This is a genomic window from Streptomyces cathayae (assembly GCF_029760955.1).
Classification (GTDB): domain Bacteria; phylum Actinomycetota; class Actinomycetes; order Streptomycetales; family Streptomycetaceae; genus Streptomyces; species Streptomyces cathayae.
In genome coordinates this window covers 2536122-2548552 of record NZ_CP121682.1, presented here as the reverse complement: position 1 = coordinate 2548552, position 12431 = coordinate 2536122, and the positions used below count along the sequence as shown (strand labels likewise).

Annotated in this window: 10 protein-coding genes; 2 read left to right on the top strand and 8 right to left on the bottom strand. The window is 72.1% G+C overall.

From position 1 onward, the window contains the following. Positions 1–37 precede the first annotated feature (37 nt). Positions 38–709, bottom strand: a complete 672-nt coding sequence (gene nucS, locus PYS65_RS11345; RefSeq protein ID WP_279333826.1) for an endonuclease NucS — start codon at positions 707–709, stop codon at positions 38–40. Between the two features lie 314 nt (positions 710–1023). On the opposite strand from nucS, the gene PYS65_RS11340 reads away from it, so the two are divergent. Continuing rightward, positions 1024–1416 (top strand): SCO5389 family protein, encoded by a 393-nt coding sequence (locus PYS65_RS11340; protein WP_279333825.1) that lies wholly within the window; start codon positions 1024–1026, stop codon positions 1414–1416. Positions 1417–1498: 82 nt separating this feature from the next. Here the strand turns inward: PYS65_RS11340 and PYS65_RS11335 are convergent, their stop codons facing one another. Next, entirely contained in the window at positions 1499–2527 is a 1029-nt protein-coding gene (locus PYS65_RS11335) for an LLM class flavin-dependent oxidoreductase (RefSeq protein WP_279333824.1), read from the bottom strand. 242 nt (positions 2528–2769) lie between these two features. On the opposite strand from PYS65_RS11335, the gene PYS65_RS11330 reads away from it, so the two are divergent. Further along, on the top strand, positions 2770–3102 hold the full coding sequence (locus PYS65_RS11330) for an ATP/GTP-binding protein (RefSeq protein ID WP_279333823.1): 333 nt from the start codon (positions 2770–2772) through the stop codon (positions 3100–3102). 28 nt (positions 3103–3130) lie between these two features. On the opposite strand, the gene PYS65_RS11325 is transcribed toward PYS65_RS11330, so the two are convergent. The 6 genes from PYS65_RS11325 to scy all read right to left on the bottom strand — a co-directional run bounded on the left by PYS65_RS11325 (position 3131) and on the right by scy (position 12388). Continuing rightward, positions 3131–3988 carry an ABC transporter permease subunit gene (locus PYS65_RS11325; protein WP_279333822.1) on the bottom strand — a complete coding sequence of 286 codons (858 nt, stop codon included), beginning with the start codon at positions 3986–3988 and terminating at the stop codon, positions 3131–3133. Further along, positions 3985–5232, bottom strand: coding sequence for an ABC transporter ATP-binding protein (locus tag PYS65_RS11320; protein ID WP_279333821.1), 1248 nt, complete (start codon positions 5230–5232; stop codon positions 3985–3987). Before PYS65_RS11320 ends, PYS65_RS11325 begins: the two co-directional genes overlap by 4 nt. A gap of 327 nt (positions 5233–5559) precedes the next feature. Beyond that, on the bottom strand, positions 5560–6330 hold the full coding sequence (locus PYS65_RS11315; RefSeq protein WP_279333820.1) for an ABC transporter permease: 771 nt from the start codon (positions 6328–6330) through the stop codon (positions 5560–5562). 2 nt (positions 6331–6332) lie between these two features. Then, on the bottom strand, positions 6333–7283 hold the full coding sequence (locus PYS65_RS11310) for an ABC transporter ATP-binding protein (protein WP_279333819.1): 951 nt from the start codon (positions 7281–7283) through the stop codon (positions 6333–6335). 85 nt (positions 7284–7368) lie between these two features. Next, a complete protein-coding gene (locus PYS65_RS11305) occupies positions 7369–8304 on the bottom strand; it encodes a coiled-coil domain-containing protein (protein WP_279333818.1) in 936 nt (311 codons plus the stop codon). A 235-nt stretch (positions 8305–8539) separates the two neighbouring features. Next, positions 8540–12388: a polarized growth protein Scy gene (gene scy / locus PYS65_RS11300; protein WP_279333817.1), complete on the bottom strand. Its 3849-nt coding sequence runs from the start codon at positions 12386–12388 to the stop codon at positions 8540–8542. Positions 12389–12431: the final 43 nt, after the last annotated feature.

Genomic DNA, 12431 nt, shown 5'->3' with positions numbered 1-12431 from the left:
CGGGGGGGCCGGCCCTCCACACATGCCGTGACGCCGCTCAGAACAGGCGCAGTTTGTCGTCCTCGATGCCCCGCATGGCGTTGTAGTCGAGCACCTGGCAGCCGATGCCCCGGTCGGCGGCGAGCACCCGGGCCTGCGGCTTGATCTCCTGGGCCGCGAACACGCCGCGCACCGGGGCGAGATGCGGATCGCGGTTCAACAGCTCCAGATAGCGGGTGAGTTGCTCCACGCCGTCGATCTCACCGCGCCGCTTGATCTCCACCGCGACGGTCTGTCCCTCGGCGTCGCGGCAGAGGATGTCGACGGGGCCGATGGCGGTCATGTACTCGCGGCGGATGAGGGTGTAGCCCTCGCCGAGGGTCTCGATGCGGTCCGCGAGCAGTTCCTGGAGGTGCGCTTCCACGCCGTCCTTGATCAGGCCGGGGTCGACGCCCAGTTCGTGCGAGGAGTCGTGCAGGACCTCCTCCATCGTGATGATGAGTTTCTCGCCCGCCTTGTTGACGACGGTCCAGATCCCCTCCTCGTCACCGCTGCCCTCTTTGAGCGTGCAGGGCGGCGACATCCAGTTCAGGGGCTTGTAGGCCCGGTCGTCGGCGTGGATCGAGACACTTCCGTCCGCCTTGACCAGGATCAGGCGGGGTGCCGAGGGCAGGTGCGCGGTGAGCCGCCCGGCGTAGTCCACGGAGCAGCGGGCAATGACGAGACGCATGGTCGGCAACGCTACTCGACGGGCCGCGGTCGAGGCGATTCGCCCGCTCCCGCGAACGACTCGGAACCAGGCCGCAGGAGCCACTCCAGACCCTCGAGGCGTGTCCTGTATCTCCTGGAAAGCGCGTGTTCGGCGATGGCCGATTCCCGGCCCACAGCAAGTCCCCCATCCTGGGATTCTCCTGGTGCGGCCCCGGTCAGTTGCTTACGGTAGTGAACGGGAGGTCGCGACGTGTGCACGCAGCGTGTCGGATTCTGCGAACTCCCGTATCTGTCAGGCAACCCCCGCCCGGCGGGGGTGCGAGAGGAGAACCCATGTCGCTCGACGTCTCACCGGCCCTACTCGAACAGGCCGAGCGAGGCGAGGTCGACGAAGCAGACTTCGTCGACTGCGTCCGGACCTCCCTGCCCTACGCGTGGGAGATGATCAGCTCCCTGGTGGCCCAGTTGAAGGTGGACGGCGGAGAGTTCGCCGACAACCAGACGCCTCCGCCGGACGAGCAGGCTCGCGGTCAGCTGCTGCGTGCGCTCGCGAGTGACGCGATACGCGGCGCGCTGCAGCGGCACTTCGGCGTCCGGCTGGCCTTCCAGAACTGCCACCGGGTGGCCGTGTTCCCGCTCGACTCCTCGGTCGACGAGAGGCTGACCAAGTTCACCTCGGTCCGCGGGCAGTTGCTGAACCAGTCGCCGGAACTGCGCGACTGCTGACGCGCCACGTAGCTTGCCGCTCCGTACGCGGGAGGTGCGCTCTGTACCGGGGCGGCAAGTCTCACCGGAATCCCCCGCTCGTTCAGACGAGTTGGGGGATCACCTCGGCACCGAGCCGCCGTACGTTCTCCTCGGTCGCCGCGAGGTCGCCGGACCCCTCGACGAGCAGGGCGAACCGGGAGATGCCGGTCCGCTCGCTGGTCGCGGCGAGCCGGTCCGCGCACAGCCGCGGGGAGCCCACCGGGTGCAGCCCGCAGAGCAGTTCGGTGTAGGCCAGCGGGTCGCGCATCCGCCGCTCCCGGCCGTCCACCGTGACATGGGCCTCGAGTCCCTGCCGCAGCCAGCCGGGCAGCGCCTTGAGCAGCGTCTCCGCCGCGTCGGTGCGCCGGTCGGCGATCTGCACGACGCCGGCCGACACATGGGCCGCGCGGTGGACCTCCGCCGCCGGCCGTCCGCAGGCACGCGCGTGCCGCTGCCACAGGGCGACCATCTCGCCCTTCTCCTCGTCCCCCACGTGCATGCCGAGCAGCATCGGCAGCCCGCGCTCGGCCGCGAGCCGCACGCTCGCCGGGGAGGTGCAGGCGACCACGACCTCGGGGCCCTCCACCTCGGTGAGGCACTCCGAGGGGCGCGGGACGACGGGCACTTCACGGAACCGGAAGCGCTCCCCGGCGGCCGCGACCGAGGGGTCGCGCAGCCAGCGCGTCAGGAGATCGAGTGATTCGGGGAACCCCTTCTCGTACGCCTCGAGGCCGGACCCGAAGACCTCCAGGTCGACCCACGGTCCGCCGCGCCCGACGCCCAGCGAGAACCGCCCGCCGCTGGTGACGTGCAGCAGCGCGGCCTGCTCGCCGAGCGCCACCGGGTGGACGGTGGGCAGCACGCTGACCGCCGTACCGACCCGGATGCGGCGGGTGCGGCCCAGCAGCAACGCCGCCAGGGTGACCGCCGACGGGCAGGTGCCGTACGGCACGAAGTGGTGCTCGCCCAGCCAGACCGCGTCCAGCCCGGCCTCCTCGGCCACCTCGGCCGAACGGACCGCTCGGTGCAGTGCCTCCCCTTCGCCCTGCCCGGGGAACCGGGCGGCCAACACGAAACTTCCCACGCGCATTGCTTTCCTGCTTCCTTGGCTCCGACGCGGAGCTCCCCCACAGGGCATAACCGTCTGACACGTGCCGAGGACACGGCTGGGAGGGGAATTTTACGGATTGTCTGCAGAATGGGCGGTTCTGGAACGAGTGTTGCGCTCTTGTGAAGGGAAGCTTGTGATGTTTGGTTCCCTACGCGTACCCCGGTCGGCGCCGCGTAGGCTGGAAGCAGTCCCGCATCCTGTATAGCCCCGTGAGGTGTTCTGTGTCCCCGCGTCGCAACCGACCCAAGGGAGCCGGTTCGTCCGGCCGGAGCGCCGGGGACGACCGTTCCGGGCGGTACGGCGGCTGGCAGTCCACCGAGAACTGGCAGGGCGAGGAATGGAGCGTGCGGCACGTGGCGGGCTCCAGTGCCCAGGGCAAGGCGTACCGCTGCCCCGGCTGCGACCAGCTGATCCCGGACGGGGTGCCGCACGTGGTGGCCTGGCCGGCGCACGCGGGGGCCGACGACCGCCGGCACTGGCACAAGGCCTGCTGGAACGCGAAGGACCGCCGCACCACGCGGGTGCAGCGGTCCCGTAACGCGCCGAGGTTCTGAGCCCGGCGGTCGCTGTTCCGGCCGGCTCCTACACGTCCCGCTCCCCCAGCAGGAGGAAGGCGCCGCCGAGCGCCGCGGCCGTGACCCCGAGCATGATCCACAGCGGGTCCCAGCCGGACGGTCCGGACGTGCTCAGGGAGTTGGAGTAGAAGACGCTCAACTGGTTCGGGATGGAGTACTCGAACAGGGCGTCGCGCACGCCCTCCAGCGAGGAGGCGAACATGAACATCGCGATCACCAGCGGGGCGAGCAGGGCGCCGATCATGAGGGTGATGGCGCCCGCCGAGTGCCGGACGATCGAGCCGACGGCCAGCGAGAGCGTGCCGAGCAGGGCGAGGTGGAGCGAGATGCCGACGGTGGCCTTCAGCCACTCGTCGCCGGTGGGCTGTCCCGCGTTGTTGCCCTCCAGCATCACCATGTGCAGGAACGCGACGGCCGTCGCGGACAGCAGCGTCACCGTGAAGGCGATCAGGAAGAACACCAGGGCCTTCGCCGCGAGCACCCGCCCGCGCGAGGGGCAGGCCACCATGGTGGTGCGGATCATGCCGGTGCCGTACTCCGTGGCCGTGGTCAGCACGCCCAGCGAGACGAGGCACATGCTGCCCAGGAGCAGTCCGAAGAAGCCCAGGGACAGGGCGCTCTCACCGTTCAGGTCCGTGTCGGTGCTCGCCACCACCACACCGGTCAGCAGTCCGATGCCGACGACGAGCAGCACGAACACGCCCAGCGTCCACATCGTGGAGCGCAGCGACCGGATCTTCGTCCACTCGGAGGCGAGCGCGTGCCCCAGGTGCGTGCGCACCACCGGGATCGGCGAGTGGTAGCCGGGCTCCGCCGCCTGCCACACGGGCGCGGCCTGCTGGGTCGGGGGCTGGGGCGTGCTCATCGGGCGTCCTCGGGCTTGGCCACGTCGGAGCTGGACGGGCTGGGCGGGCTGGGCTGGGCGGCGGGCGGCGCGGCCGCCGGGGGAGCGGCTGCCGGGACGGGCTGGGCGTACGGGTTGGCCGGAGGGGCCGCCGGGGCGGCTCCGGGGGCGCCCGGAGCGCCGTACGGGCCCGCGGGAGCCTGCGGTGCGCCCGGGGCCGCCCCGAACTGCTGGGCGCCCTGCTGGGGCGGCGGCGGGGCGTACCAGCCGGGCTGACCCTGGCCCGGCACCGGCACCGGCGGCTGCATGCCCGGCGGCAGCGGCTGCTGGAGCCCTGCCTTCTGGTCGTCGGTCGAGCGGTAGTCGACCGCCCCCTGCGTCATCCGCATGTACGCCTCCTCCAGCGAGGCCTGGTGCGGTGACAGCTCCCACAGCCGTACGCCGGCCTCGTGGGCGATCTCACTGACGCGCGGCAGCGGCAGTCCCATCACCCGCAGCGCGCCGTCCTGCTCGGGCAGCACCTGGCCGCCGGCCTCGCTGAGCGCGGCGGACAGCTTCTCGCGCTGCTGCGGCTCGGTGTCGGGCGTGCGCACCCGTGCGAAGTCGGCGGAGTTGGCCGAGATGAAGTCCTTCACGCTCATGTCGGACAGGAGCTGTCCCCGGCCGATCACGATGAGGTGGTCGGCGGTCAGCGCCATCTCGCTCATCAGGTGGGACGAGACGAAGACCGTACGGCCCTCCGCGGCGAGCGACTTCATCAGGGTGCGCACCCAGAGGATGCCCTCGGGGTCGAGGCCGTTGACCGGCTCGTCGAACAGCAGCACCTGGGGGTCGCCGAGCAGCGCGGCGGCGATGCCGAGCCGCTGGCCCATGCCCAGGGAGAAGCCCTTGGAGCGCCGCCCGGCCACCTCGTGCAGCCCGACCACACCGAGCACCTCGTCCACCCGCCGGGCCGGGATGCCGGACAGCTGGGCCAGGCTCAGCAGGTGGTTGCGGGCGGACCGGCCGCCGTGCACGGCCTTGGCGTCCAGCAGCGCGCCGACCTGCCGGGCGGCGTTGGGCAGCCTGCGGTAGGGGTAGCCGCCGATCGTGACGTGGCCCGCGGTGGGGTTGTCCAGGCCGAGGATCATCCGCATCGTCGTGGACTTGCCCGAACCGTTGGGGCCGAGGAAGCCGGTGACGGCACCGGGGCGCACCTGGAAGGAAAGGTTGTACACAGCGGTCTTGTCGCCATACCGCTTGGTCAGGCCGACTGCCTCGATCATGCTCCGCCCATCGAGAGGTTCAGGACAACGAGGGCACACGCCCCCCGTAAGGGTTAGGAGGATATCGAGAGGCTGACGGTTCCACCCAAGGGGAGGTAAAGACGGTGGAAAACCGGCCCCGCCCCACCCCACCTTCCGGACCGGGCCGGGCGCCCCCTTCGCCCGCCCGCGCCCTGCCCCGGGGGCCCGTCCGGCGGACCACGCCGCAGACGCGGGGGCCGGCACGCCCTCCCCCGAGCCCTTCGAGCAGGGGGACCCCCGACGCCCCGCTCACCCGCGCCGACGAGGCACCGTCGGCTTCCTGCGGCCTGATCCGCCGGACAGGCCCTACGCGTCGCGCTTCCTCAGCACCAGGTATCCGCCGACGAGCGCCGCGACCACCCACAGCGCCATGATGCCGAGGCCGCCCCAGGGCCCGTACGGGGTGTCGTCGTCGAGGGGTGCGACCACCTGCATGATCCTGCTGCCCGCCTGGTCGGGCAGGAATCGGCCGATCTTCTTCGTCGCGTCGACGTTGGCCAGGATGCTGGAGATCAGGAAGAAGAACGGCATCAGGATGCCCAGCGACAGCATCGGGGAGCGCAGCATGGTGGCGACGCCCATCGAGAACACCGCGATCAGGGTCATGTAGAGACCGCCGCCGAGGACGGCCCGCAGCACCCCCTCGTCCCCGAGGGACGCGCTGTGCTCGCCGAGCATCGCCTGCCCGAGGAAGAAGGCGGCGAAGCTGGTGACCATGGAGACGACGAGCGCGAGCGCGGTGGCCACGCCGAGCTTGCCGGCCAGGAAGGCACCGCGCTGCGGTACCGCGGCCAGCGAGGTGCGGATCATGCCGGTGCTGTACTCGTTCGACACCACCAGCACCCCGAACACGATCATCGCGAGCTGGCCGAGGCTCATCCCGGCGAAGCTGATGAACGTCGGATCGAAGGAGAGCCGGCTCCGCGGGCTCATGGTGTCGAACTCGCGCGCCGACAGTGCCGAGATCAGCATGCCGAGCGCGATGGTGACGACCACCGCCAGGGAGAGCGTCCACACCGTGGACGCCACCGACCGGATCTTGGTCCACTCGGACCGGACGACCTGTGCCGCCGCCATGCTCAGCCCCTCTTCCAGCCGTCGCCCCACTGCTGCGGGGGCGCGGACGTACCGGAGTGCGCGTGGTACTCCACCGACTCCGCGGTCAGCCGCATGAACGCCTCCTCCAGGGAGGCCTGCTGCGGGCTCAGTTCGTGCAGCACCAGCTGGTGGGCGGCCGCCAGTTCCCCGACCTGCTCGGCCTTGGCGCCGTCCACCTCCAGCACCTCGCCGCTCTCGACGGCCGTGATCCCGGCCTCGTGCAGCACGTCCAGCAGCCGTTCCCGCTGCGGGCAGCGGATCCGGACGTACGAACGGGAGTTGTGCTCGATGAAGTCGGCCATGGAGGTGTCGGCGAGCAGCCGGCCCTGCCCGATGACGACGAGGTGGTCGGCGGTCAGCGCCATCTCGCTCATCAGGTGGGAGGAGACGAAGACCGTACGGCCCTGCGCGGCGAGCGACTTCATCAGGGTGCGGATCCAGTGGATGCCCTCGGGGTCGAGACCGTTGACCGGCTCGTCGAACATCAGGATGCGCGGATCGCCGAGCAGCGCGCCCGCGATGCCGAGCCGCTGGCCCATGCCGAGCGAGAACCCCTTGGTCTTCTTCCTCGCGACGGAGGTCAGCCCCACCGTGTCCAGCACCTCGTGCACCCGCTGCCGGGGGATGCCGTTGCTCTGGGCGAGACACAGCAGATGGTTGAAGGCGCTGCGGCCGCCGTGCGCGGCCTTGGCGTCCAGCAGCGCGCCGATGTGTTTCAACGGGTCCTTGAGCCGGTCGTAGTGCCGGCCGTCGATGCGGACGTCGCCGGCCGTGGGCCGGTCCAGGCCCAGCATCATCCGCATGGTGGTGGACTTGCCCGCGCCGTTGGGACCGAGGAACCCCGTGACGATGCCCGGCCTGACCGTGAAGGTCAGGTTGTTGACCGCCATCTTCTCGCCGTACCGCTTGGTCAGCCCCTCGAGCTCGATCATGCCGCCACGCTAGAACGGGACGAAGCCCTCTGCCAACTCCGTGGCAGAGGGCTTCACCGATGTTCGGTCCCTGTATCCCGGCCGGTTACCGGGTCTGCTGGGCCGGAACCCCGCGGGAGGCGGACTCGTCCTCGGCCGGCGTGCCGGCCGCGGCCACCGCGGCACCCGTGAGCGTCGCCAGCATCTCGCGGACGTTGGTCAGCTGGGCGTTGATGGAGTCGCGGCGGTTGGTGAGCGCCGCCAGCTCCCGCTCGGACTCCGAACGGATCCGGTCGGCCTTGGCGTTGGCGTCGGCCACGATGTCCTCGGCCTGGCGCTGAGCGGTCTCCACCGTCTGGCGGGCCCGGCGCTCGGCGTCGGTGCGCAGCTTCTCCGCCTCCAAGCGCAGCTGCTCCGCGCGGTGCTCGATCTCGGCGAGGCGCTTCTCGGCCTTGGCCTGACGCGAGGCCAGGTCGCGCTCGGACTGCTCGCGCCGCTTGGCCAGGTTCGTCTCGAAGTCGGCGGCGGCCTGCGCGGCCTTCGCGCGGGTCTCCTCGAAGAGGGCGTCCGCCTCCTCGCGCTTGGACTGCGCGTCCTTCTGCGCGTCCGACCGCAGCTGAGAGGCCTCGCCCTGGGCCTTCTCGACGATCCGGACGCCCTCGTCCTCGGCCTTCGCCTTGCGCTCGGCGGAGTACGACTCCGCGTCGTTGCGCACCTGCTGGGCGGCCGACTCGGCGAGTTCACGGTGCTGCTCGGCCGCGCGCCGGGCCTCCTCACGGAGGTCCTTCGCCTCCTCCTCGGCCAGCCGCAGGATCTTCTCCACGCGCGCGCCGAGCCCCGCGTACGACGGCTCGGCGTCGGTGACCTGGGACTGGGCGTTCTGCGTCTCGAGGTGGAGCTCCTCGATGCGCTTTTCCAGAGCGGTGATGCGGGCGAGAGCGCTGTCACGGTCGGAGACGAGCTTGGAGATGCGTTCGTCCACCTGAGCGCGGTCGTATCCACGCCGCACAAGCTCGAAGCCGTAGGGGGAAGTGTCGCTCATGGGATTCCTGTCGAATGAGGACCGGTGAGGTGATAGGGGGAATCCTAGGCGTCGAAGCGCTGTGTCATCGAGTGGATGCACGTTTGATACGGAGAATGACACCCCTTTTGGGTGGCCGGTACCTGGAGCGCTTGCCAAGTGGGTACTCAAACCCCCTTGTAGGCACGGGATTTGCCATGCCGACAAGGGGTTTCCCGCGCCCTCGAAGAGTTTGACCGGTTCGTTATACGGCGCCCTAACTGTCCGAAGACTTGCTCCGCTGGCCCGGCGGACCGGCCGCCGCGGCGGCCTTCACCCCGTTGTCCTTGCCGCCGCCCGGAGCCTCGAACGACTCCAGCGCCTCCAGGACGTCCTGCACTCGGGAGATCTCGACGTTGATGTCCGCGCGCCGCCGCACCAGGACCTCCAGCTCGCGCTTGCCCTCCTCGACCGTGGCCCGTGCCTCGCGGATCGCCTCGGCCTTGAGCTCCTCGGCCTCCTTGACGAGCGTGGCCTTCTTCTGCTCGGCCTCCTTCAGCAGCCCCTCGGCCTTCTTCACCGCGGCGATACGCACCTTGCCCGCCTCGGAGTTGGCCTCGGACACGAGTTCCTTGGCCTTCGCCTGGGCCTTGGCGAGCTGCTCCTCGGCCGCCTTGATGAGCGCGTCGCAGCGGTCACCGGTGGACTTCATCGTCTCGGCCGCCTCACGGCGGGCCCGCTCGTGCAGCTCCTCGATCTCGCCGGTGATGCGGTCCCGCAGCTCCTCGGCGCGCTCCCGGATCCGGGTCGCGTCCTGGCGGGCCTCGATCAGCAACTCGTCCGCGTCCGTACGGGACTTCTCCACCCGCGAGTTGCCCTCGACGGTCGCCTCGGAGACGAGCCGGTCGGCCTCGGTGCGGGCCGCGCCCACCATCGAGTCGGCCTGGGCCTCCGCGTCCGCGGTGGTCTTCTGCGCCTGCTGCTGCGCCTCGGCGAGCAGCTTGTCCGCCTCGGCGGCGGTCTCCGTGATGAGCGTGTCCACCTGCTCGGCCGCCTCGGAACGCCGCTTGTTGGCGTCCTTGCGGGCCTCGTCCAGGGCACGCTCGGCCTCCTCGCGCGCCGAGGTCACCAGCCGCTCGGCCGTCTGCTCCGCGTCGGCCCGCAGCCGCTCGCTCTCGCCCCGGACCTGCTGCGCGTGCTGCTGCGCCGAGCCGACCGCCCGGGACGCCTCGGCCCGCAGCCGCTCCGCGTCGCCGGTCGCGTCCGCGATCAGCTTCTCGGCCTTGGCGACCGACTCCGCGCGCTGCCGGTCGGTCTCCGCGACCGTCTCCGTGGTGAGCCGCTCGGCCTCGCTCCGCGCCTCGGTGATGAGGGTGTCCGCCTGCGTCGCCGCCTCCGAACGGATCCGGTTGGCGTCCTGACGGGCCTCGGCCCGGGTGCGCGCGGCGCTCTGCTCGGCCTCGGCGACCGTGTCCGACGCCTCCGTACGCATCCGCTGGGCCTGCTCGGAGACCTCCGAACGGACCCGCTCCGCCTCGCTGATCGCCTCGGACACCGTGCGCTCGGCGAGCGACTTGGCGGCCTCCGTCTCCTCCTGCGCCTCGCGCCGCAGCCGGCTCGCGTCCTCGCTCGCCCGCTCCCGCTCCGCGTAGGCGTCGCCCCGGACCCGGTCCGCCTCCTCCTCGGCCTCGCGCCGGGTACGGTCCGCCGCGTGCTCGGCGGCGCTGCGCAGCCCGGTGATCTCCTCCTGCGCCTGCTCGTGCAGGTCCGCGACCGCATCCCGGACCTGCTGCGCGTGCTGCTCGGCCGCCGACACCATCTCGGTGGCACGCCGGTCGGCCTCCTCGACCAGCCGTACGGCCTCGGCCTGCGCCTCCTCCACGCGGGTACGCGCCGCGGCCAGCAGCTCCTCGCTCTGCTCCCGGGCCCGCTCGCGCTCCTGGTCGGCCTCCTGGCGGGCCGAGCCCAGCAGTTCCTCGGCCTCGCGGCGCCGCCGGGCAGCCTCCTCCTGCGCGCCGGCCAGCGCCTGGGACGCCTCCGCGCCGAGCCGCTCGGCGGCGGCCAGTGCCTCGGCCCGCATCCGGTCGGCGCTGTCCTGCGCCTCCGTCTTGAGCCGCTCCGCCTCCGCCGCGGCCTCCGAACGCAGCCGCACGGCGACCGACTCGCCCTCCGCGCGGGACGCCGCCGCGTCCGCCGCGGCCTCGGTCCGCAGCCGCTCGGCCTCCGCCTCCGCCTGCCCACGGAGCGTGCGAGCCCGCTCCGCCGCCTCGGCGCGCAGCCGCTCGGCCTCGTCCGAGGCCTCCCGGCGGATGCGGCCCGCCTCCTCGCGGGCCTCGCTCAGCGCCTGTTCGGCCGAGGCCAGCCGCTCCTCGGCCTCCGTGTGCAGCCGGGTCAGCTCCTCGGCGGCCTCCGCGCGGCGTGCCGCGACGGCCCGCTCGGTCTCCTCGTGCAGCTCGCGCGCGGCCCGCTCGGCGTCCTCCTTGAGCGCGTCGGCCTGCTCGGTGGCCTCCGCGCGGTGCCGCTCGGCCTCCTTGCGGGTGCGCTCCAGGGTCTCCTCGGCCTGCCGGCGCAGCGTCGTGGCGCGCTCGATGGCCTCGGTGCGGACCTTCTCGCTGTCCGTCTGCGCGGTGGAACGCAGCGCGTCCGCGTCCGCCTTCGCCTTGGCCAGCAGTTCCTCGGCGGACCGGGCCGCCTCCTCGATCTGCGCCACGGCCTCCTTGCGGGCCTCCGCGCGGATCTTCTCGCCCTCGGCGACCGCGTCGGCACGCAGGTGCTCGGCCTCGCCGCGCAGCCGGCGGGCCTCCTCCTGCAGCTCGACCGTCTTGGCGCGGTACTCCTTGGTGTCGTCCTTCGCCGCGCCCTTGAGCTGGGTGGCGATGTCGTGCGCCTCGGCCCGCAGCCGGTCCGCCTCGGCCTCGGCCTCCCCACGGATCCGCTCGGCCTCCTCGGCCGCCGCCCTGGTGGTCCGCTTGGCGTCCTCCGACGCCTTGTTGAGCACGTCCTCGGCGGTCTTGGCCGCCTTGGACAGCTGGGTGGCGCTCTCCTCGGCGGTGATCGTGCGGGCCTTCTCGGAGGCCTCCGCGACGATCTTCTCGGCCTCCGCACGGGCGTCCGCGACGACCTGCTCGGCGTCCGCCTTGGTGGACTCGGCCTCCTTGGTGGCCTCGCTGACCAGCCGGGCGACCTGCTCCTTGGCCGTGCGGGTACGGGTCTCGTTGGCGGCCTCGGCGGAGGAGAGCGCCTTCGACGCGGCCTCCTTCGCCTCGGCGAGCACCTTGTCCGCCTCGGCACGGGCCTCGCGCAGCGCCGCCTCGGCGTCCGCCATGCGCTGCTCGGCCGCCCTGGCGAGCTCCTGGGCCTCGCGGCGGGCGGACTCCGACTCACTGGCCGTCGACGTCCGCAGCTGCTCGGCGTGGTCGGTGGCCTCCTGCGCCTGCGCGGAGGCGGCGTTCAGCAGCCGCTCGGCGTCCGCGCGGGCCCGGCGCAGGGCCTGGTCGGCCTCCGTGCGCGCCGCCTCGGCCTCGCTGCGCAGCCGCTGGCGGGCCTCGGCGGTCACCCGTTCGGCCTCCGCGCGGGCGGCGGCCAGGGCCTGTTCGGCCTCCGCGCGGGACTCGTCGAGCAGCCGGCGGGCCTGCTGCTCGGAGCGGGCCCGCACCTGCTCCGCCCACGCCACGTTCTCGTTGACGTGCGACTCGACGGTCTGCCGGCGCTCCGCCAGCTCCTGGTCGAGCTGCTGGCGCCGCGTCACGGCCTCCTGGTGCAGCTCCGACTGGAGCCGGGCCGCCTGCTCGGCGTGCTCCTGGAGGATCCGCTGGGTCTGCGCCCGCACCTGGCTCAGCTCACGCTCGGCGTCCGCGCGGAGCTGGTCGGCCTGCACCTGCGCGTTACGCAGCAACTGCTCGGCCTGATAGCCGATGTCGCCGCCCTCGTAGGTGGGGCGGGACATGATGGTGCGCCGCGCCTCGTGCAGCTTGGCGCGCAGCACCTCGACCTGGTAGCCGAGGTCATCGGCGTGCTGGATCGCCTTTTCCCGCTCGGTCTTCAGCCGCTTCATCTCGGCTTCGAACCGAGAGAGGTGGTCGACGTCAGCCGCCGGATCTCGCTCCTGGCTCTCGTAGCCCCGCACTGCGCGGTCCCATCCGTCCCCTGGTCGCAACTCTGGCCGAGCC